Raw genomic sequence first — 21,139 nt, forward strand, 5'->3', positions numbered from 1 at the left:
CAGGCGGCCCCGCCTTGTGGGGCCACCTGTTACCAGCGGATGGTGGCGCCGGCGCCGTAGTTGCCGCCATCTTCGGGCGTCTTCTCGCGCCAGATGGACTCCTTGTTGCGGCGCACTGCCTCTTCCCGCTTCTGCTTGCGCTCCCAGACGGGTTTCACCTCGTCCTGCGGCCGCTCCTGTTTCTGCCCCTTGTGATCGGTCACCGAGCACTGCTTGTCGCCACACTGATAGGCATAGGGTTCGACGGTGCAGCCTGCCGTAGCCAGACAGAGGCCAAGCAGAGAAACACGAAGAGAGGAAGGCAAGATCATGGGACGCTCCTGCTTGCAGCGGTCAACAAAAGAGGCCGAGTGTCAAACAGGAGGCAAATGGAATCAAGCCTGCCAGCAGGCTTGATTGTTACAAGCGGTACACAGTGCGATGTATCAGCAAGCTATTGATACATATCATGTTAATCAGCACGCCGACCTGGGCTCTCACCCCTGCTCGTCGCTGAACACCCCGGTGGAGAGGTAGCGATCCCCCCGATCGCAGATGATGGCCACCACCACCCCCTGTCTGATCTCTGCCGCCACCCGCAGGGCGCCAGCCACGGCGCCGCCCGAGCTGACTCCGCAGCAAATCCCCTCCTCCCGCGCCAGCCGGCGCATCATGGCGAGGGACTCGTCGAGCGTGACGTCCAGCACCCGGTCGACCCGGGCGGGTTCGAAAATGGCGGGCAGGTAGGCCACCGGCCAGCGCCGGATGCCGGGGATCTGGCTCTCCTCGGCCGGTTGCAGGCCGATCACCTGCACTGCCGGGTTCTGCTCCTTGAGGTAGCGGGAGACCCCCATGATGGTGCCCGTGGTGCCCATGGCCGAGACGAAGTGAGTGACCGCCCCCTCGCTCTGGCGCCAGATCTCGGGGCCGGTGGAGAGGTAATGGGCATCCGGGTTGGCCGGGTTGTTGAACTGATCGAGCACCAGCCCCTCGCCCCGCGCCTGCATCGCCAGGGCGAGGTCGCGCGCCGCCTCCATGCCCCCCTCCACCAGCACCAGCTCGGCGCCGTAGGCCTGCATGGCATCGCGCCGCTCCTGGCTCATGGTATTTGGCATGATGAGCCGCATCCGGTAGCCCCGCGCCGCCGCCACCATGGCCAGCGCGATGCCGGTGTTGCCGGAGGTCGCCTCGATGAGGCGGGCCCCAGGCGCTAAGTGACCGCTCGCCTCCGCGCACTTGATGAGGTTCAGCGCCGGCCTGTCCTTGACCGAGCCGGCCGGGTTGTTGCCCTCCAGCTTGACCAGCAGGGTGACACCGGGGTGGGGATTGATGCGACGCAGCGCCAGCAGGGGGGTATTGCCGATCAACTCTTCCAGCGTGGCAAAAGCCATAATGGGATCCATCCTTCGTGAACTGTTCTATACCTTGGCTAGCGGGTATGTACCCGGCCGGGCTCGCAGTGTAAGCGACCCCGAACAGTTGGCAAAGGGGCGCCGACATGGTCAGATAACCCCATCCCCCGTACCGAGGAGCAAGCATGAGCGAGATCATTCATCAGGCCAACCAGCAGCAATTCATCTGTGTGGTGGATGGCAAGGAGTCCAGACTGCGTTACCGGCGGCTCGACGCTAAGACCATCGACGCCTACAGCACCTTCGTCCCGCCCGAGCTCAGGGTGCAGGGGATCGCCGATCAGCTGGCTCGCACCTTCTACGACTGGACCCAGGCGGAAGGGCTCACCATAGTACCGAGCTGCAGCTACATCGACGTCTGGTTGCGCCGCAATGCCGGCTGACCCCCAGACGCGTCACCACACGCAAGCGTTCAACCTTCGCCCGGGCGCCCGGGAAGCCGACCTGCAGGCGCAAACCGAAGCCCTGCTGCGGGCCGATGACCTGCGCATGGATTGCCTCTGGGCTGCCCGTGAACTGGCACTGCCCGACTGGGCGCTGGGGGCCGGTTTTATCCGCAACCTCATCTGGGATCATCTGCACCACAAATCGACGCCGACCGCCCTCAACGACATCGATCTTATCTATCTGGATAGCGCCGACCCGGATGGGTTGGCGGAGGCCGATCACGAAGCCTGGCTTGCCGTCAGGATGCCGGGCCAGCAGTGGGAGGTGCGCAACCAGGCCCGCATGCATCTGCGCCAGCAAGTTCCCCCGTTTACCAGCTCGCTCTCGGCCCTCAGCCACTGGGTGGAGGTGCCCACCTGCATCGGGGTCCGGCTGCTGGCAGACGACTCATTCGAATGGCTGGCCCCCTACGGCTTTGCCCCCAACTGGTCCCTGCAGGTGGATCCCAACCCGCGCTGCCGCCAGGAGAGCCGGGTCTTTACCGAGCGGGTCAAGGCCAAGGAGTGGCAACGGCTGTGGCCTGACCTGGTGGTGAACTGGCCATAACCTGATTGCAATGTTTCGATAACCTTGGGCACACTAAGGAAAAGCTGTTTGTAACTCAATGGGTTAAATAATGCGCGACTTCTTCTCACTCGAACGCTGGCTACCGGGCCTCGCCGCCCTGCTGCAATACCAGCGGGCCTGGCTGATGCCGGATATGCGCGCTGGATTGTCGGTGGCCGCCGTGGCTCTGCCCGTGGCCATCGCCTATGCGGAGCTGGCCGGGGTGGGGCCGCTGGTCGGCCTCTACTCCTGTATCCTGCCCATGCTGGTGTACGCCCTGTTCGGTACCTCCCGCCAGCTCATCGTCGGCCCGGACGCCGCCACCTGCGCGGTGATCGCCGCCGTGGTGACCCCGCTCGCCGCCGGGGATGCCACCCGCCACTGGCAGCTGGTGATGACCATGACCGCCATGACCGGCTTCTGGTGTCTCATTGCCAGCCGCTTCAAGCTGGGGGTGCTGGCGGACTTTCTCTCCCGCCCGATCCTGATGGGGCTGCTCAACGGGGTAGCCATCACCATCATGGTGGGCCAGCTCTCCAAGATCTTCGGCTTCACCTTCAGCGAACGCTACCTCATCGAGCGGATCGCCGGCGGTGCCAGCTACATCACCCAAACCCATCTGCCCACCCTGGCCATGAGCCTGACCGCCCTGCTCACCCTGCTGCTGGCCAAACGCTTCAAACCGGCCTGGCCCTCCTCCATGGTGGCCATGGTGGTGACGGCGGGACTGGTGTGGGCGCTCGATCTCGGCCGGTTCGGCATCGCCACCCTGGGCGCCATCGGCTCGGGCCTGCCCGCCTTCCAGCTGCCGGAGTTTCCCCCCGGTCTGATGCGGGAGCTGGTGCTGCCGGCGCTCAACCTCGCCATGGTGAGCTTCGTCTCCATGATGCTGACCGCCCGCAGCTTCGCCGCCAAGAACGGCTACGAGATCGATGCGGACAAGGAGTTCCGGGCGCTGGGCATGGCCAATCTGGCGGCGGCAGCCTCCCAGGGCTTTGCCATCAGCGGCGCGGATTCGCGCACCGCGGTCAACGATGCCAACGGCGGCAAGAGCCAGCTGGTCTCCATCATCGCCGCCGCCGTCATCGCCCTGGTCACCTTCTACCTGACGGCGCCGCTGCAATACATCCCTACCGCCGCCCTCGGCGTGGTGCTGGTGATGGCCTCCTTGTCCCTCACCGACTTTCGCGGCCTGTGGGCCCTGCGCAACTCCGACCGCTCCGCCTTCTGGCTGGCGCTCATCACCTTTGTCAGCGTGCTGGCCATGGGGGTCATTCCGGGCATCACCCTCGCGGTGCTGCTGGGGCTGTTCCAGTTCCTGCGCAACGTGATGCGCCCCACCGACCAGCTGCTCGGCATGGACGACGAGGGGGTGGTGCGCACCCTGGGGGACAACGAGCAGGCCAAAGCCATTCCCGGCATCCTGGTCTATCGCTTCAACTCGCCGCTCACCTACTTCAACGCCCCCTACTTCAAGCGGCGGGTGCTGGCGCTGCTGGTGCAGGATCCCCACAGCCCCAAATGCCTGGTGGTGGACGCGGTGGCCTGCTTCACCCACCAGGACATCAGCGTGATGAGCATGCTGGGGGAGCTGCACCACGACTTGAAACGGCGCGGCATCCACATGGTGATGGCCGGCCGCCACGGCCAGATGAGCCTGTGGCTCAAGCAGGCCGGGATCCGGGTCGGCGACGAGGGGATCATCCTCTGCCCCGACATGTATCAGGCGCTGCGCATGACCCGCTGCTACCGCGAGCCGGTGTTCAAGGATGACGAGGTGGTGGAGAGCACCACCGAGGCCATCCTGTCGCGCTGGCCCCAGGATGAGGCCCTGCCCGATTCAGCGCGCCTCACCCTGCCAAGCGAACAGGAGGCGGGCGCCACCCCTGCCTGATCCCGAGCGAGCCCTGCCCCTGCGGCAGGGCTCGCGGCCTCTCCCCCTTCTTGGCCACCGCCACGATTGCGCCTCGCACCCGCTTGGTGTTAAATGCCCGTCCAGATGGCGCCGACGAGGGCCATCCCCAGTATTTGGACACCCCATGCAAACTCAATCCCACGCAGGTCCGGGCACTCTCTTCTCCCTGACCTGGCCCCTGTTTATTGATCTCGCCCTGCACTTTCTGACCGGGGCCCTCAACACCTTCATGGTGGGTCACGTCTCCTATCAGGGGGTGGCGGCGCTCGCGGTCGGCAACCAGGTGTTCGATCTCGCCATCACCCTGTTCAGCTTCGTCAGCATCGGCACCAGCGTGGTGATCACCCAGTATCTGGGGGCCGGCGACAAGGAGAAGGCCCGCGTCGTCATCCACACCGCCATCGGTTTCAACCTGCTGGTGGGGCTGGTGGCCGCCGTCGGCGTCATCGCCGGCGCCAGTACCATGCTGGCGCTGATGAACCTGCCCGCCAACCTGATGAGCGATGCCACCCTCTACCTGCAGATCATCGGCCTGTGCCTGCTGCCGGAAGCGGCGGCCCTCTGCCTGGCCGCCACCCTGCGCGCCCACGGCCACACCCGTCAGGCCATGTACGTGACCCTGACCGTCAACCTCATCACCTTCGTCGGCAACCTGCTGCTGCTCTACGGCTGGTTCGGCCTGCCCCAGCTCGGGGTGGCCGGGGTCGCCATCAGCACGGTGGCGGGTCGCATCGTCGGGGTGGTGCTGCTGGTGTGGCTGGTGGCGCGCAGGACCGGCATCCACCTGAAACTGCCGGAGATCGTCAAACCCAGCCGGCTGATGCTGGGCAAGGTGCTGCACATCGGCCTGCCGGCCGCCGGGGAGAACCTCTCCTGGATGCTGCAGTTCATGGTGGTGACCGCCTTCGTCGGCCTGCTCGGCGACAAGGCGCTGGCGACCCAGTCCTACTTCTTCCAGATCTGCCTGTTCATCCTGCTGTTCGGCCTCTCCATCGGCCTTGGCAACGAAATCATCATCGGCCATCTGGCGGGGGCCCGCCGCTTCGAGCAGGCCTATACCCAGCTGATGAAGAGCCTGAAGCTGGGGCTCGTCGTCACCGCGCTCATCGCCCTCGCCGCCGCCCTCAACGGCCGCACCATCATCAGCCTGTTCACCGATGACGCAGACATCATCACCCAGGTGGCGCAGCTGTTCTTGATAAGCCTCATTCTGGAACCCGGCCGCACCTTCAACCTGGTGGTGATCAACGCCCTGCGCGCCACCGGTGACGCCCGTTTCCCGCTCTACATGGCGCTGCTCTCCATGTGGGGAATTGCCGTTCCACTGGCCTATTTCCTTGGTATCATGCAGGGTTATGGACTGGTCGGTATCTGGTTGGCGCTCGCCTGTGACGAGTGGGTGCGCGGTCTGGCCATGTTCTGGCGCTGGCGCAGTCGTCGCTGGCAAAACAAAATTCTTGTTGAAACATAAGCGGAATCACAATGAAGAAGATAGGACTCTTGTTGGCGGCCATCCTGCTCAGCCCGCTCGCCATGGCGCAAACCGCCCCCGCCGCCCCCAAGGCGCAGGCGGCCCAGACCTGGTACGTGGCCCCCATCGCCATCGATGAAACCAGCGAGGCCCAGAAGGCGCTGACCAAGGACTTCATGGCCCAGATGATCAAGACCATCAAGATCAACGAGTACCAGACCGGCAAGGCGGTGGGCAAGACCAAGTCGCCCAAGTGGCTGATCCGCACCAAGCTGATGCCGGCAAGCAGCGACCCCCTGGTCGGCAAGAAGCACCCGCAGGGCCTCACCTACGGCAAGGGCATTCCCACCCAGGAGATCGTCGGCGAGCTCATCATGAACGGCACCCTGGTGGCCCATGTGGGTCAGGGCTGGCGCGAGCCCATAGTCCCGGGCACCCCGGTGGCCGAGAAGATCTCCATCGCCAACTATCAGTACGCCATCGGCAACGAAGCCAAGTCACCGGATCTGGAAGAGCTGGCGGCGCAAATCGGCTTTGAGGTGGGCAAGGTGATCGCCCGCGATGGCAAGCCGCTGCCCGAGAAGAAAAAGAAAAAAGAGTAGATGCGACACCTGTTACCAAGAAGGGGCCCTGCGCCCCTTTTTGCTGCCCGCCCGGCGGCCCCAGGCTGTCATCCAGCCGTCACAATTGTGATCCATCCGGCACTTTTCAGACTCTCCGCTTACCGATAAAAGCCTTATCAGCTTGTGATTCAAATAGTTAAAAATCGCCCGTCGCATGCAGCAAATCATTGGTCCCGAATTGGAGCCGGATCACATTTATCTCGCAGGGGACGCGGTAGTTTGGTCTTGCAGGCACAATCAAACGAAACCAAGGAGGCCGCATTACATGTTCCCAGAGTACAGAGAGCTCATCTCGAAACTGAAGAGCAGTGATGTCCATTTCCAAAAGAAGTTTGACTTGCATAACGACCTGGATGTGGAGATTAGAAAGTTGGAGAAACATCACGCCAGCGACTACAGCGCCGAGGTGAAGGATCTGAAAAAACAGAAACTCAAACTGAAAGAGGAGATCTACGACATCCTCAAACAACATCCACAATAGACGCCTCGACGAATACCTGGATAAGCAACTTATCCTGCCAGCCCGGCCCGACGCCGGGCTTTTTGTTGGCCGCTCATCAGGAGGCGACGGCCGCTTGCGCCCCCTGGCGTCGAAACTCGCTCGGCGTCTGGCCGGTATGGCGGCGAAAAGCACTGTTGAAGGTGGACTTGCTGTTGAACCCGGCCCGGTAACAGACAGTAGCCACAGTCTCGTCGCTCTCCTGCAGCAGTCGCTTGGCCTCCGCCACCCGATATCGATTGAGCCAGTCGTAGAAGTTGCCCCCCGAACAGGCGTTGATGGCGCTGGACGCCTGATGAAGGCTCAGACCGCACTCCTCGGCCAGCTTGCCAAGGGAGAGGGCGGGATCCCGATAGGCACCGCGCCCGAGCTGGCGCTCCAGCGCCTCGAACAGGGGGCGCAGGCTCTCATCCCGTACCGGTTCCGATGCGGCATCATTGACGCGCTCGCGCACGCCCCCCTCCGGCGCCCCTCCCTGTTGGGGCAGCCTGGCATGGGCCAGCACCTGCAGCAGCAGATAGGCGGTGACGGGGGCCTGCAGATAGACGGTAGAGAGCGGCCAGCCGAGCCAGCTCAAGGCGATGCGCACCAGCAACAGCAAGGCCACCAGCAGTTGCAGCCCCTGCAGCTGAGCCACCCAGGCCCGCAGCGCCGGCTTGCGGCTGACCACCCCAAGGCGCTGCTGCTGCCACCAGTAAGCCAGCCCCAGCAGGGCGATGCAGGCCAGATAGCGGTTGCCATAGAGGGTCACCCCGGGCCACAACGCATCCCCCTGCTTGCCAAGCAGGATCCAGCTCACCTTGTCGGCCCCCGGCAGCAACCAATAGGGCAGCGCCAGCCCCATCACCAGAAGCGCTGGCAAGCAGTGCACCAGCCGCTCACGCCAGCCACCGAGTACCGACTCCCCCTGCAGGGCTCTGATGTAGCCATACAGGCAGAACGGCAACATCACCACCAGGGGGTCAGCCAGCTTGAGCAGATGGGGCCAATGGTGAAACCACTGCTGTTGGTGATAGAGATACTCCAGCGCCTGCAAGCCGCTCAGGCTGAGCAGGGCCAGCAGATAACCGGCGGCGGCATCCCGCCGCATGCGCCGCAGCCAGCCGAGCGTGGCCAGCAGCAACATGCCGGTCAGGCTCAAACTGAGCACGGCGGCCACTTCTTCCCACTGCATATGCGTCCTCCTGCAGGTACGCCTCCATCGAGACGTACCTGTTTACCCTTGTTTTTATTATGTTTTCCAACCATTGACCGGTTCCATCCAGCGAGGCGACAGGGGCGGAAGGGCTGCGCTTAAATACCTTCGCCTGCGGCTGAAAAGCAACAGAACAATAACAAGTCAGGACCACAGAAGGAACCAGGATGAAAACCCATTTTCCCCTCCCCCTGCTCGGCTGCCTCGTACTGGCCGGCTGTCAGGAGAACAACAGCGAGCCGGATCCCGCTCGCCACTACGACGTCACCCTTACCTACACGGAGCAAGGGGTTCCCCACATCAAGGCGAACGACTACGCCAGCCTGGGCTTCGGGGCCGGCTATGCCCATGCCGAAGAGAACCTCTGCACCCTGAGCGAGCAGATCATGAAGCTGCGAGGAGAAAAATCCCGCAGGCTGGGCGCGGGGGAGCAGCAGCGCAACCTGCTCTCCGACGTGGGTTATCGCGCCCTCGACCTGCCTGCCCAGGCCGCGGCCCTGTATGGCAAGCTGGCGCCGGATGCCCGTGACCTTGTCGAAGGCTATGTGGCGGGGTTCAACCACTCCCTTGCCTGGCGAACCAGTCCGGCGGACTACCCCTCCCCCTGCCGCGGGGCCGAGTGGGTCGACCCCATCACCCCGGTCCAATTGCTGGCCTATCACCTGGATCTTGCCCAGCTGGCCAGCGGCCGCAGCTTTATCAGCGCCATGGCCAGCGCCCAGCCCCCCGCCACTACCAGTGCACAGGGACGTGCCGCCCTGCCCGCCCCGGCGCTGGATCCCGTCTCGCTGCTCACCTCGGAGGGGATCGGCAGCAACGGCTGGGCGCTGGGGGCGGATCGCAGCAGCAACGCCAACAGCCTGCTGCTCGGCAATCCCCACTTTCCCTGGGATGGCGAGCTCAGATTCTTTGAACAGCACCTGCAGATCCCGGGCAAACTCAATGTGACCGGTGCCACCATGATGGGTTTTCCCGCCATTCTGATCGGCTTCAACGAGCAGCTGGGCTGGACCCACACCGTCTCCCAGTCCAAGCGTTTCACCCTCTATCAGCTCACCCTGGATCCCGCCAATCCGCTGCGTTACCGCTACGGCGACCAGTGGCGGGAGATGAGCCAGAAAGAGATCACCGTACAGGTCCGCCAGGCCGATGGCAGCCTGCAGCCCCATGTCCAGACCGTCTATTCCAGCCACTTCGGCCCCATGGTCAACCTCGCCTCCCTCTCGCCCAGCCTGGGCTGGACCAGCAGCAGCGCCATCAGCTTCCGCGATGCCAACGCCGGCAACTACAAGATGCTGGAACAGTGGCTGGCCATGGCCAGGGCCCAAAGCACCCCGGCCTTCTTCGAGGCGCTGGCCGAGCATCAGGGGGTGCCCTGGGTCAATACCCTGCTGATCGACAAGACGGGCCAGGCCAGCTATGTGGATGCCACCCAGGTACCCCGCCTCGGCGCCAAGGCAGAGGCCTGGTGGCGAGCCGCCTCCCAGACACCGCAACTGGCCCCCATCTGGCTGGATGGCGAGGGCAGCGTGCTGCTGCCGGGCAACGACCCCGATTTCGAGTGGGTCGACAGCGGCCAGACCCGGGCTCCCGGCCTTGTTCCCCTCAGCCAGGCCCCCCGCCTGAGTCGCAGCGACTACGTCTACAACGCCAACAGCAGCCACTGGCTGACCAACCTGGCGGCCCCGCTGGAGGGATACTCCATTCTCTACGGGCCGGAGCAGACGGTGCGCAGCCCGCGTACCCGCTACAACGCCCAGCTCATCAGCACGCCCGATGCAATGGGACTGACCGGGGCTGATCGCCGCTTTACCCTGCAGACACTGCAAGGTGTGGTGACCCACAACGGCTCCCTGTTTGCCCGCGAGCTCAGAGATCCCTTACTGGCCCGTTGTCAGGCCCATCCGTTGATCCAGCTGACCAGCGGCCCGCTGGACTTGACGCCGAGCTGCAACGCGCTCGCCAACTGGGATGGAGGATATCAGCTTGAAAGCCGGGGGGCTCACCTGATGCGCGAATGGTTGACGGCGTTTCGCACCAGCGGCCACAGAGACATCAAGGATGCCCTGTTTGCCATCCCCTTCGATCCGGCCCATGGCGCCACCACGCCGAGCGGGCTGGCCCCCTGGAGCGGCGCGCCGGATGAAGACCCGGCCCTGCTGGCGCTGGCCCAGGTCCAGCAACGGTTGCAGGCGGCCGGTATCGCGCCGGATGCCGAACTCGGCGCACTGCAATTCGTGCAAAAAGCGGCCGGGCTGACCCCCATCGCGCTGCCTGGAGGCAACTCCTTCGAGGGGTTGTTCAACATGGTGCAGACCAACCTGCCTTCGCGCAGCAGCTCGGATCTCGCCAACATAGTGACCGGCAAGGCCGTGGCAGGCACCACGCTGCGCAGCCTGGATGACGACGGTGACGGCCAGCCCGAGCTGCGTTATCGCGCCAACTACGGCTCCAGCTTCGTGCTGGCCCTGCAGTTCGATGACGCCGGCCCCAAGGCGGAGCGCTTCCTGAGCTACGGCCAGTCCCATGACCCCGAGAGCCCGCACTTCACCGATCAGACCGAGCAGTTCGCCCGTCAGCAGTGGCAGCCCATGCGCTTCACCGAGCAGGAGATAGCGGCCCACCAGGAGCGCACCCTGCACCTCAAGGTGCTGCGTACCACCAGCCCCTGAGTCAACCCTCTCTATCCAGCCATAAAAAAGCGGGCCAATGGCCCGCTTCGTCATACCTGTTTCGCCCCATCATCACACCGGCGGATGGAACTGGCTGGCCTCGCGGGTGGCCATCTCCTCGTAGGTGGCCCACTTCTGCCACGCCACCTGTTGCGCCACCTGCATCAGCCGCTGCGCTTCTTCCGGATGGCTCTGGGCCAGCACCCGATAACGAGTCTCCTCCTGCCGATATTCGGCAAGCGGAATGGAGGGGCGCAGGCTGTCGAGGCTGAAGGGGTTCTGCCCGGCACTGCGCAATACCGGGTTGTAGCGCATCAGCGGCCAGTGGCCGGAGGCCACGGCGCGTTTTTGCTGGGTCAGGCCAAACTCCATATCGATGCCATGGGCAATGCAGTGGCTGTAGGCGATGATGAGCGACGGGCCCGGATAGGCCTCCGCCTCACGCAAGGCCTGCAGCGCCTGCTGCGGGTTGGCCCCGAAGGCGATGCGAGCAACATAGACGTTGCCGTAGGAGATGGCCTGCAACGCCACGTCCTTCTTGGCCAGCGTCTTGCCCCCCGCCGCAAACTTGGCGACGGCACCGAGCGGGGTCGATTTCGACATCTGGCCGCCGGTGTTGGAGTAGACCTCGGTATCCATCACCAGCACGTTCACATCGCGCCCGGAGGCGAGCACGTGATCGAGCCCCGCCGAGCCGATGTCATAGGCCCAGCCATCGCCGCCGATGATCCAGACCGAGCGGCGCACCAGCTGATCGATGAGCGAGAGCAGCTCGCGGGCCTTGCCGGACTTCACCTCTTCCAGCCGCTCGCGCACTTGCGCGACACGGGTGCGCTGGGCGCGGATCTCCGACTCCAGCCGCTGCGGTGCGCTAATCAGTGACTCGACCAGCTCTGCGCCCAGCTCTTCCTTCATCGCTTTGAGGGCCGCCACCGCCTGACCGTGATGCTGATCGGCGGTGAGGCGAAAACCAAAGCCAAACTCGGCGTTGTCCTCGAACAGTGAGTTGGACCAGGCCGGCCCCTTCCCTTCGCCGTTCTTGGCCCAGGGGGTGGTCGGCAGGTTGCCGCCGTAGATGGAGGAGCAACCGGTGGCGTTGGCCACCAGCATGCGATCGCCAAACAGCTGGGTCAGCAGCTTGAGGTAGGGGGTCTCGCCACAGCCGGCGCAGGCACCGGAGAACTCGAACAGGGGTTCGAGGAACTGGGCACCGCGCACGGTGGAGAAATCCACCCGCTCGCGGGCCGGCCACGGCAGGCTCTCGAACCAGCGCAGCGCCTGTTTCTGGCCAGCCAGATGCGGCGCCTTGTCCATCATGGCGATGGCACGCTCGCCCTCATGGCTCTCATCTTCTCCGACCCGCACCGGACAGGCCTGCACACACTGGCCGCAGCCGGTGCAATCCTCCGGATAGAGCTGCAAGGTGTAGCGGCTGTCGGGGAAGCCCCTGGCGGTGACGGGCACCGACTGGGCGGCCTCGGGAGCGCTCGCCAGCCAGTCCTGATGGTAGAACTTGGCCCGCAGCGCCGCGTGGGGGCAGACGAAGACGCAGTTGCCGCACTGGATGCAGATATCGGAGTGCCAGATAGGGATCTCGCGGGCGATATCCCGCTTCTCGAAGCGGCTGGTAGCGGTCGGGTAAGTGCCATCTACCGGCAGCATGGAGACAGGGATCAGATCGCCGCGCCCCGCCAGCATCTCGCCTGTGACCCGCTGGACAAACTCGCTGCCACCCGGCGCCAGCGGCAACGGATAGTCGCTCGCCACCTCCTCACCGGCTGGAATGGCCACCTGATGGAGGTGGGCTAGGGTATCGTCCACCGCCGCGAAGTTGCGCTCGACTACCTCGGGCCCCTTGCGGGCATAGCTCTTCTCGATGCTTTTCTTGATGAGCTCAATCGCCTCGTCCCGCGGCAAGATGCCGGCCAGGGCGAAGAAGCAGGTCTGCATGATGGTGTTGATGCGATTGCCCATGCCGTTGCGCTCGGCCACCCTATCCCCGTCGATGCAGTAGAGGCGGATATCGAGAGCCCGGATGCGGGCGCGCAGCCGCTCGGGCAGTTCGGCCCAGACCCGGTCGGGCTCATAGGGGGCATTGAGCAGCAGGGTCGCCCCTTCGGCGGCGAACTCCAGCAGATCGACCGATTCGACAAAGCCCCACTGGTGACAGCCGATAAAACTCGCCTGTTCGATAAGCCAGGGGGCGTCTATGGGTTCGGGGCCAAAGCGCAGGTGGGAGACGGTGCGCGAGCCCGACTTCTTGGAGTCGTAGACGAAGTAGCCCTGGGCGTGGAAGCCCTCCAGCTCGCCGATGATCTTGATGCTGTTCTTGTTGGCACCGACCGTGCCGTCGGCACCGAGGCCGAAGAAGAGCGCCCGCACCCGGCTGGCAGGCTCCAGATCGCCGATGGGGTGCCAGGCCAGACTGAGGCCCGACACGTCATCGACGATTCCCACGGTAAAGCGGGGGCGCGGCGCATCGGATGCCAGCTCCTCGAACACAGCCGCACACATGGCGGGGGTGAACTCCTTGGAAGAGAGGCCATAGCGACCGCCACTGAGCCAGGGCAGCCGCTTGATAAGGCCGCGCTGCAAGCCATCGATGAGGGCGCTCTGCACATCCAGCAGCAGCGGCTCGCCGCCCGCCCCCGGCTCCTTGGTGCGATCCAGCACCGCCATCCGGCGCACGCTCTGCGGTAGCGCATCGAGCAGCGCCTGCACCGGGAAGGGGCGATAGAGGCGAATGACCAGCACCCCGGTCTTGCGATCCTGCCGGTTGAGCCAATCCACGGTGGTGCGGGCGGTGGCCGCCCCCGAGCCCATCAGCACGATGACATCGGTGGCATCGGGGGCGCCGTGATACTCCACCAACCGGTAGTGGCGGCCGGTCAGCTCACCGAGGCTCTCCATGCACTGCTGCACCCGCGCCGGCACCGCCTCGTAGAAGGGGTTGACGCTCTCGCGGGACTGGAAATAGGTGTCGGGGTTCTGGGCGGTGCCACGCATCACCGGATGATCCGGGTTCAGCGCCCGTGCGCGGTGGGCGCGCACCCAGTCGTTGTCGATAAGGGCACGAATTTCATCTTTGTGCAGCGCGACTATCTTGTTCACCTCGTGGGAGGTGCGAAAGCCGTCGAAGAAGTGGATGAAGGGCACCCGGCACTGCAGGGTGACGCTGTGGGCGACCAAGGCCAAGTCCTGCGCCTCCTGCACCGAGCCGGAGGCGAGCATGGCAAAGCCGGTGCTGCGCGCCGCCATCACGTCCTGATGGTCGCCAAAAATCGACAGCCCCTGCGCCGCCAAGGATCGGGCCGCCACATGGAACACCGCCGAGGTCAGTTCACCGGCGATCTTGTACATGTTGGGCAGCATCAGCATCAATCCCTGGCTGGCGGTGAAGGTGGTGGCGAGCGCCCCCGCCTGCAGGGCGCCGTGCACCGTGCCGGCCGCCCCCCCTTCGCTCTGCATCTCCACCACGGTAGGGATGTTGCCCCAGAGGTTGGTCTGCCCCTCTGCCGCCCAGGCATCGGCCAGTTCGGCCATGGTCGAGCTCGGGGTGATGGGATAGATGGCACACACTTCGCTCAGCTGATACGCCACCCGGGCCGCGGCTTCGTTGCCGTCAACCATGATCAGTTCGTGTTTCATAGGGACTCCTGTGGTTGGCGCAGTTCGATGGCGTGGCAGGGACACTGGTCATGGCAGGCACCGCAGCCGGTGCAGAGTTCGGCATCCACCTGATACCCCAGACCCGGCCCCAGCTTGGCGATGGCCTGCTCGGGGCAACTGCCGTAGCAGCCGTCGCACTCGAAGCAGTTGCCGCAGGAGTAGCAGCGCGCCGCCTCGTAGCGGGCCGCCGTCTCGTCCAGTCCGCCGATGATCTCGCCAAAGTCGTCCCGCGCCGAGGGCGGTTTGACCGGCTGGCTGCTGGCAGGGGCATGGGTCTGGAACCAGAGCTGCAGCTGCTCGGGCCCAACCAGCGGATAGGAGAGCGGCTTGTGGTAGTGACGACCGCGCAGCCAGGCATCCATGTGGCGCGCCGCCTTCTTGCCGTGGCCGGTGGCGATGGTGACGGTGCGCTCGGAAGGCACCATGTCACCGCCGGCAAAGAGGCCCGGTACGTCCGTCATCAGGTTTTCGCCAACCTGCACCACCCCTTCCTGGTTGACCCGCACGCCGGGGATGCTCTCCAGCACGCTCAAGTCCACCTCCTGACCCAGCGCCAGAATGAGGGAGTCCGCTTCGAGGGTTTCAAACTGGCCGGTGGGCACCGGCTTGCCCTGTTCATCAAGCGCCATCACCTCCACCTCGATGCTGGTGCTGTCGAGCTGACGGATGGTACGCAACCAGTTGATCTTGATCCCCTCCTCCTCGGCCTCGTCGGCCTCGAAGGCGTGGGCCGGCATATGATCCCGGTCGCGGCGGTAGATGATCATCGCCTCCTCCACCCCGAGACGACGGGCGGTGCGGGCCGCGTCCATGGCGGTGTTGCCGCCGCCGTAGATGGCCACCCGCCGCCCCAGTTTGGGGGGCGGCAAGCCTTTTTCCTCGGCCAGGCTGGCCTGTTCGAGGAAGCTCACCGCATCGAGGATCTTGCCCGCCTCCCGGGCCGGAATGTCGATCCGCTTGGCCAGATGAGCGCCGATGGCCATGAAGACGGCGTCAAAGCCCCCCTGGTCGCGCTCGCGCAGCACATCCTCCACCTTGTGATTGAGGGTCAACGTCACCCCGGCAGCGACGATGCGGGCCACCTCCCGATCCAGCACCTCGCGGGGCAGACGGTAAGCGGGAATGCCAAAGCGCAGCATGCCACCGGCAAGCGGCCCCGCCTCGCGGATCTCCACCTGATGGCCGAGCCGGTTGAGGTGCCAGGCGCAGGAGAGGCCGGAGGGGCCGGCACCTATGATGAGTACCTTCTTGCCGCTGGCGGGCGCGGGGGCTGCAGGCTGCCAGCCCCTGGCCAGCGCTTCGTCGCCGAGAAAACGCTCGATGGCGTGAATGGAGACGGCATCATCCACCTGGGCCCGGTTGCAGGCACTTTCGCAGGGGTGATAGCAGACCCGCCCGTGGACCGCAGGCAGGGGATTCTCTTCGATGAGAGTCTGCCAGGCCGCCTCGAAGCGGCCCGCTTCAGCCAGGGCAAGCCAGGCCTGGATGTTCTCGCCAGCCGGGCAGGCATGATTGCAGGGTGGCAGGGCCGGCCGCCAAACGGGTAGCCGAGTACGGACCGGACCTGTTCCCGTCTTCTGGGAGAGATCCGGCGGTGGGGTCATATCCAGTTGTTTGCTCATACATTGCTTTCTTCTTTTTGGGTGACAGGCCCCATCCGAATGCACTTGATACCGTTTAACCGAAGCGGACGGTGGCCGGAGAGGGAAGAAGCGAAAGCGTCAGAAACTGGAAGCTGACTCGATAATGGACTGATTTTTGTACTGAATGACGGATCAGGATCAAAAAATGTTGCACTTTATGAGGTATGGAGTGCACAACGTGACCCGTGTAACATCTTGCCCGTCTGCAGGAACTCCGCTCGGGCTCACGCCCCGCAAGCGACACCGCATCGTCGGCCACCCTGGGTGAGCGCCATCCCTGCAACCATTGCTGCACGGAACGGGGCTCGCCCGCTTCTCTCCTGCACTGGAACCGCCATCGCACAAGGACCCGGCCATGCCAACACTCGCCAGCATTCATCTCTACCCCATCAAGTCGACGGCAGGCATGCCACTGACCCGCGCCCTGGTCACCGAAGAGGGACTGCAGGGAGATCGCCGCTACATGGTGGTCAAACCGGACGGCAGCTTCATCACCGCCCGCACCCATCCCCAGCTGCAGCAGGTGGTGGCCACCCCCATCGAGGGCGGCCTGCAGCTGCGCTATCCGGGCTTCGAGCCGCTCACCCTGCAAGAAACCGGGTTCAGCCGCGCGCCCCGGGCCACCGGCGTCTGGAAAGACAGCTTCAACGCCCTGCACACCCACGCCCAGGCCGATGTGTGGCTGAGCAAGGTGGCGGGGGAGCCGGTGCAGTTGCTCTGGCTTGGCGAAGAGTCTGCCCGCTTTCGGGAGAAGACCGGCACCCGGGTCAGCTTTGCCGACGGTTACCCCCTGCTGCTGATAAGCCAGGCGTCTTTGGAAGATCTCAACCTGAGATCCGATGCCCTGCACCAGATGAGCCAGTTTCGCACCAACCTGGTGGCGAGCGGCACCCTCCCCTTCGAGGAGGACGGCTGGAAACGGATCCGCATCGGCGAGGTGGAGTTCTTGGTGGCCAAGCCCTGCAGCCGCTGCATCATGACTACGGTGGAGCCGGGCACGGATCGCTTCAATGCCCTGAAAGAGCCGCTGGCCACCCTCACCCGCTACCGGCGCGGCGAGGATGGCGAGGTCTACTTCGGTCAGAACCTGGTGGCCCTCAACGAGGGGTGGATTGAGGCGGGCAGCGAGATAGAGGTGCTGGAGCGCGCCCGCGCCCCTGTCTACCCCAACGCAGCCCCCAAAAAACGGGAACTGGTGTGCGTGGCCCGCGAGCCGCTGGCGCGGGATCTGGAGACCTTCTGGTTCGAGGCGGCCGATGGCGAGCCCCTGCCCGACTATCTGCCGGGCCAGCACCTGCCCATCAGCCTGGACATTGGCCTGGGTCTGCGGCGCGAGCGCCTGCAGCGCCGCTATACCCTGAGCTCCACCCCGGAGCAGCCGGAGCGTTACAGCATCAGCGTCAAGAAGGTGGGGGGCGGTCGCATCTCCCACTGGCTGCACCAGCAGTTGCAACCGGGTGACCGTCTGCTGGCCGCCAACCCCGCCGGCGAATTTCATCTGGGCCGGGATCGCAATCTCTTGCTGCTCTCGGCAGGCTCGGGGGTCACTCCCATGCTCTCCATTGCCCGCACTCTGGCCTTGCGCGGGGAGCTCGGCGACGTGCACTTCATGCACCTGTGCCGCAGCGAGGCGGACATTCCCGCCGCCGGCGAGTTGCACGCCCTGGCGCAGCAGGGGATGACCCTCACCCTGATCCTGAGCCAGCCCGATACGCACTGGCAGGGGCTCAAGGGGCGGTTGGACGATGTTCACCTCAAACAGATCAAAGGGTTGCAACAGCGGGACGTGTTTATCTGCGGCCCCCACGGTTTTATGGCCGATGCGGCCACCAGACTGGCCGCCCTTGGCGTGCCGGCCGGACGGATCCGCCAGGAGAGCTTTGGCGGCGCCATCCTCTCCCTCTCCCGCCCTCATCAGGCGGTGCAACTGCGCATCGGCGAGCAGGCGTTTGCCGGCAACAATCAGGGCACCGTGCTGGATCAGGCCCACAAACAGGGGGTGGAGCTGCCCTGGAGCTGCCGCGCCGGCATCTGCGGCAGTTGCAAGCAGACCCTGGTCTCGGGTGAAGTGGATCACCCGGATGCCCCCGCCATCACCGCCGCCGAGCGGGCCGCAGGCAAGATCCTCACCTGCTGCGCCGTCCCCCTCACCGACATCGTAATCAAATAAGGTGATCGAGGCACAATAATACCGCCGGCCGGGAGCATGCTCCCGGCCGCGCTTTTCCCCTCCTTTGCCTTCCGCCTCCTTTCTCGCCCCTTTTCACCGACCCGCCGCAGCCTTGGCGAAGAGCGCTCCTATACTCACTGCAACAACAATAAAACCCCACAGAAGTACCGGCCTTCGCCGCGTGACAAAGGGGGTTATCGGTGAGAATAAGGACGCTCAAACCATGGAACAGAACAGACCCGCCTTTCAGCTCAATCTGCTGCTCTCAGTCATCACCCTGATCCTGCTGTCGCTGGTGTTTTTCGCCTACAGCTGGTCGGGAAAACAGATGGAACAGAGCTATCAGCAACGCTACCAATCCTATCTGCTGGCCGATGAACTGCGGCAATCCTCCGACGATCTGACCCGCCTCGGCCGCACCTACGTGATCACCAAAGATCCCGCCTACGAACAGCAGTACATGCGGATCCTGGCCATTCGCAACGGGGAGCAGAACCGGCCGCAGGGCTACAACCGCATCTATTGGGACTTCGTCGCCGCCAACGGCCAGAACCCGCGCCCGGACAGCCAGGTGCGCCGCGGCCTCATCGATCTGATGAAGGATGCCGGCTTCACCGAGGGCGAGCTGGCCAAGCTCAACGAAGCCAAGAACAACTCGGATGCCCTGGTCAACACCGAGGTGGCCGCCTTCAAGCTGGTGCAGCAGACCGATGGCGATCTGGCCGCCAACCAGCAGAAGGCCATCGCCATGATGCATGACAAGGCCTATCACCAGAACAAGGGACGCATCATGTCCCCCATCGACGACTTCTACGTCATGATGGAGACCCGCACCCAGCAGGCGGTGGATGACGCCACCAGCCAGTCCGCCATGTTGCGCTACCTGTTCATCGCGCTCGGCCTGGTGTTGATGTTTTTCCTCTGGCGCACCTACAAGGCGCTGATTGACCTAGTCGGCACCTCGGTCGATCAGCTCAGAAGCGATCTCAACCACCTGGCCGAGGGGGACTTCTCCCAGCCGATCAAGGTGCCGGCCGGTGCCAAGGAGAGCCTGATCGGCCTGCTCGCCACCATGCAAAGCACCCTCAAGGGGATCATCGCCCAGGTCTCCCACTCCAGCGAAGAGCTCTCAGGCTCAGCCGACAGCATCGCCCAGATAGCGGAGCAGACAGCCCAGTTCGCCACCTCCCAGCAGACCAGCACCCAGACCATGGCGGCCGCCATCGAGGAGCTGGTGGTGAGCATCAGCCACCTCTCGGACAACGCCACCCACGCCGACGAGCTGAGCAAGATCTCCGCCAACACCCTGGAAGAGGGCTCCGGTGTCATCAAGCAGACCCTCGACAGCATCCAAAGCATCTCAGACACCGTCTCCAACGCCGCCAGCAGCATCGCGGATCTCAACAGCCATACCCAGCAGATCTCGGAGATCATCGAGGTGATCCGCGGCATCGCCGATCAGACCAACCTGCTGGCCCTCAACGCCGCCATCGAGGCGGCCCGGGCCGGCGAGCAGGGACGCGGCTTTGCAGTGGTGGCCGACGAGGTGCGCAACCTCGCCAGCCGCTCGGCCGCCTCCACCCAGCAGATCACCGGCATGATCGGCAAAATTCAAAGTGGAGCGGACGCCTCCATCCGCAGCATGGAGAACACGGTCAACAACGTCTCCCGCGGGGTGAGCCTGGCCAGCCAGACCGGCGCGGCCATCGCCAGCATCCAGGATCACGCCTCCAACCTGACCGGCCTGATGGGGGAGATCAGCCACACCCTGCGCGAGCAGTCCACCGCCGCCAACGAGGTGGTCTCCACCGTCGGCAACATCACCTCCCTCTCCGAGCAGTCGGGGGATGCCGCCCGCCACGTCTCGCAGGAGGCGGCCAAGCTCAAGCAGCTGTCACGGCTGCTGCGCCAGGAGATGGCCCACTTCAAGCTGTAGCGCAAAGCGCACAAAGCAAAACGGCTGCCCGAGGGCAGCCGTTTTCATTGGTACGGTACGCTTAACCGCGCAGGGCGGCGATACGCTGCTCGATGGGCGGGTGGCTCATGAACAGCTCGCTCATGGAGCGCTTGCCGTTGATGCCGAACGCCATCATGGAGCCTTCCAGCTGCGGCTCGGCACCGCGGGAGAGGCGCTGGAGCGCGGCAATCATCTTGTCGCGGCCGGCCAGCTTGGCGGCACCGGCGTCGGCGCGGAATTCACGCTGACGGCTGAACCACATGACGATGATGGAGGCCAGTACGCCGAACAGCATCTCCAGCACGAACACGGTGATCATGTAGGCAAAACCGCCGGTGCTGCTGCTCTCTTCCTCGTTGTTGGAGCTGAAGAAGTTGCTGATGACGCCAGCCACGATGCGGGCGAAGAACATCACGAAGGTGTTCACCACCCCCTGGATCAGGGTCAGGGTCACCATGTCGCCGTTGGCCACGTGGCTCACCTCGTGGGCCAGCACGGCTTCCGCCTCGTCACGGCTCATGCTGTAGAGCAGACCGGAAGACACAGCGACCAGCGAGTCGTCACGGCGGGCGCCGGTGGCGAAGGCGTTCATCTCGGGGGAGTCGTAGATCCCCACTTCCGGCATCTTGATGCCCGCTTCACGGGCCTGACGGGCCACGGTACTGACCAGCCAGTGCTCGGTCTCGTTGCGGGGTTGCTCGATGACCTGGACGCCATAGCTGCGCTTGGCCATCCACTTGGACATCAGCAAGGAGATAAAGGAACCCCCAAAACCGAACACGGCGCAGAACACCAACAGACCGGAAATGCTGGACTTGTTGATCCCCAGAACCGAGAACAGGATATTGAGTACCACCCCCAGCACCAGCATGACGGCCAGGTTGGTCACCAGGAATAGCATAATTCGCTTCATATTGACTCCTTGTGAGATATGGATGCGT

15 protein-coding genes are annotated in these 21,139 nt (G+C 64.5%); 9 read left to right on the forward strand and 6 right to left on the reverse strand.

The window, feature by feature from the left end; translation table 11 throughout:
• Positions 1-29: 29 nt before the first annotated feature.
• Both G5134_RS09275 and cysM read right to left on the reverse strand, forming a co-directional pair.
• Positions 30-311, reverse strand: coding sequence for a hypothetical protein (locus tag G5134_RS09275; RefSeq protein ID WP_065017432.1), 282 nt, complete (start codon positions 309-311; stop codon positions 30-32).
• Between the two features lie 165 nt (positions 312-476).
• A complete protein-coding gene (gene cysM / locus G5134_RS09280; protein WP_065017433.1) occupies positions 477-1,382 on the reverse strand; it encodes a cysteine synthase CysM in 906 nt (301 codons plus the stop codon).
• Positions 1,383-1,516: 134 nt separating this feature from the next.
• Between cysM and G5134_RS09285 the strand changes: the two genes are divergently transcribed.
• The 6 genes from G5134_RS09285 to G5134_RS09310 all read left to right on the forward strand — a co-directional run bounded on the left by G5134_RS09285 (position 1,517) and on the right by G5134_RS09310 (position 6,874).
• The gene (locus G5134_RS09285) at positions 1,517-1,774 is read left to right on the forward strand and encodes a GNAT family N-acetyltransferase (RefSeq protein WP_005299077.1); all 258 of its coding nucleotides are present in this window, start codon (positions 1,517-1,519) and stop codon (positions 1,772-1,774) included.
• Positions 1,764-2,384, forward strand: coding sequence for a nucleotidyltransferase family protein (locus G5134_RS09290; protein ID WP_065017434.1), 621 nt, complete (start codon positions 1,764-1,766; stop codon positions 2,382-2,384). Before G5134_RS09285 ends, G5134_RS09290 begins: the two co-directional genes overlap by 11 nt.
• 70 nt (positions 2,385-2,454) lie before the next feature.
• Positions 2,455-4,278 carry a SulP family inorganic anion transporter gene (locus tag G5134_RS09295; RefSeq protein WP_065017435.1) on the forward strand — a complete coding sequence of 608 codons (1,824 nt, stop codon included), beginning with the start codon at positions 2,455-2,457 and terminating at the stop codon, positions 4,276-4,278.
• Positions 4,279-4,423: 145 nt separating this feature from the next.
• Positions 4,424-5,770 (forward strand): MATE family efflux transporter, encoded by a 1,347-nt coding sequence (locus tag G5134_RS09300; RefSeq protein WP_065017436.1) that lies wholly within the window; start codon positions 4,424-4,426, stop codon positions 5,768-5,770.
• Between the two features lie 11 nt (positions 5,771-5,781).
• Positions 5,782-6,372, forward strand: a complete 591-nt coding sequence (locus G5134_RS09305) for a hypothetical protein (protein ID WP_017786544.1) — start codon at positions 5,782-5,784, stop codon at positions 6,370-6,372.
• A gap of 286 nt (positions 6,373-6,658) precedes the next feature.
• Positions 6,659-6,874 (forward strand): YdcH family protein, encoded by a 216-nt coding sequence (locus G5134_RS09310; protein WP_005299061.1) that lies wholly within the window; start codon positions 6,659-6,661, stop codon positions 6,872-6,874.
• Positions 6,875-6,950: 76 nt separating this feature from the next.
• Here G5134_RS09310 and G5134_RS09315 read toward each other — a convergent pair whose 3' ends face one another.
• A complete protein-coding gene (locus G5134_RS09315; protein ID WP_065017437.1) occupies positions 6,951-8,066 on the reverse strand; it encodes a helix-turn-helix domain-containing protein in 1,116 nt (371 codons plus the stop codon).
• Positions 8,067-8,254: 188 nt separating this feature from the next.
• On the opposite strand from G5134_RS09315, the gene G5134_RS09320 reads away from it, so the two are divergent.
• Complete coding sequence (locus G5134_RS09320; RefSeq protein ID WP_065017438.1) at positions 8,255-10,759, forward strand: penicillin acylase family protein; 2,505 nt, start codon at positions 8,255-8,257, stop codon at positions 10,757-10,759.
• A 72-nt stretch (positions 10,760-10,831) separates the two neighbouring features.
• Here the strand turns inward: G5134_RS09320 and nifJ are convergent, their stop codons facing one another.
• Both nifJ and G5134_RS09330 read right to left on the reverse strand, forming a co-directional pair.
• Positions 10,832-14,407, reverse strand: a complete 3,576-nt coding sequence (gene nifJ / locus G5134_RS09325; protein WP_421231973.1) for a pyruvate:ferredoxin (flavodoxin) oxidoreductase — start codon at positions 14,405-14,407, stop codon at positions 10,832-10,834.
• A complete protein-coding gene (locus G5134_RS09330; protein ID WP_065017440.1) occupies positions 14,404-16,050 on the reverse strand; it encodes an NAD(P)-binding protein in 1,647 nt (548 codons plus the stop codon). The genes nifJ and G5134_RS09330 overlap by 4 nt, the downstream gene beginning before the upstream one ends.
• Before the next feature lie 376 nt (positions 16,051-16,426).
• Here G5134_RS09330 and G5134_RS09335 point away from each other — a divergent pair, with 376 nt between their 5' ends.
• Complete coding sequence (locus G5134_RS09335; RefSeq protein WP_065017441.1) at positions 16,427-18,241, forward strand: MOSC N-terminal beta barrel domain-containing protein; 1,815 nt, start codon at positions 16,427-16,429, stop codon at positions 18,239-18,241.
• Between the two features lie 223 nt (positions 18,242-18,464).
• Positions 18,465-20,177, forward strand: coding sequence for a methyl-accepting chemotaxis protein (locus tag G5134_RS09340; RefSeq protein WP_017766177.1), 1,713 nt, complete (start codon positions 18,465-18,467; stop codon positions 20,175-20,177).
• Positions 20,178-20,238: 61 nt separating this feature from the next.
• Here the strand turns inward: G5134_RS09340 and htpX are convergent, their stop codons facing one another.
• A complete protein-coding gene (gene htpX / locus G5134_RS09345; protein WP_065017442.1) occupies positions 20,239-21,111 on the reverse strand; it encodes a protease HtpX in 873 nt (290 codons plus the stop codon).
• Between the last annotated feature and the right edge of the window lie 28 nt (positions 21,112-21,139).

Origin of the sequence: Aeromonas sp. 600276 (assembly GCF_049175815.1) — a bacterium.
Classification (GTDB): domain Bacteria; phylum Pseudomonadota; class Gammaproteobacteria; order Enterobacterales; family Aeromonadaceae; genus Aeromonas; species Aeromonas dhakensis.

Excerpts from the sequence above, each read along its gene's own strand:
- G5134_RS09275 (WP_065017432.1), bottom strand. The coding sequence starts at position 311 with ATGATCTTGCCTTCCTCTCTTCGTGTTTCTCTGCTTGGCCTCTGTCTG.
- cysM (WP_065017433.1), bottom strand. The coding sequence starts at position 1,382 with ATGGATCCCATTATGGCTTTTGCCACGCTGGAAGAGTTGATCGGCAAT.
- G5134_RS09285 (WP_005299077.1), top strand. The coding sequence starts at position 1,517 with ATGAGCGAGATCATTCATCAGGCCAACCAGCAGCAATTCATCTGTGTG.
- G5134_RS09290 (WP_065017434.1), top strand. The coding sequence starts at position 1,764 with ATGCCGGCTGACCCCCAGACGCGTCACCACACGCAAGCGTTCAACCTT.
- G5134_RS09295 (WP_065017435.1), top strand. The coding sequence starts at position 2,455 with ATGCGCGACTTCTTCTCACTCGAACGCTGGCTACCGGGCCTCGCCGCC.
- G5134_RS09300 (WP_065017436.1), top strand. The coding sequence starts at position 4,424 with ATGCAAACTCAATCCCACGCAGGTCCGGGCACTCTCTTCTCCCTGACC.
- G5134_RS09305 (WP_017786544.1), top strand. The coding sequence starts at position 5,782 with ATGAAGAAGATAGGACTCTTGTTGGCGGCCATCCTGCTCAGCCCGCTC.
- G5134_RS09310 (WP_005299061.1), top strand. The coding sequence starts at position 6,659 with ATGTTCCCAGAGTACAGAGAGCTCATCTCGAAACTGAAGAGCAGTGAT.
- G5134_RS09315 (WP_065017437.1), bottom strand. The coding sequence starts at position 8,066 with ATGCAGTGGGAAGAAGTGGCCGCCGTGCTCAGTTTGAGCCTGACCGGC.
- G5134_RS09320 (WP_065017438.1), top strand. The coding sequence starts at position 8,255 with ATGAAAACCCATTTTCCCCTCCCCCTGCTCGGCTGCCTCGTACTGGCC.
- nifJ (WP_421231973.1), bottom strand. The coding sequence starts at position 14,407 with ATGAAACACGAACTGATCATGGTTGACGGCAACGAAGCCGCGGCCCGG.
- G5134_RS09330 (WP_065017440.1), bottom strand. The coding sequence starts at position 16,050 with ATGAGCAAACAACTGGATATGACCCCACCGCCGGATCTCTCCCAGAAG.
- G5134_RS09335 (WP_065017441.1), top strand. The coding sequence starts at position 16,427 with ATGCCAACACTCGCCAGCATTCATCTCTACCCCATCAAGTCGACGGCA.
- G5134_RS09340 (WP_017766177.1), top strand. The coding sequence starts at position 18,465 with ATGGAACAGAACAGACCCGCCTTTCAGCTCAATCTGCTGCTCTCAGTC.
- htpX (WP_065017442.1), bottom strand. The coding sequence starts at position 21,111 with ATGAAGCGAATTATGCTATTCCTGGTGACCAACCTGGCCGTCATGCTG.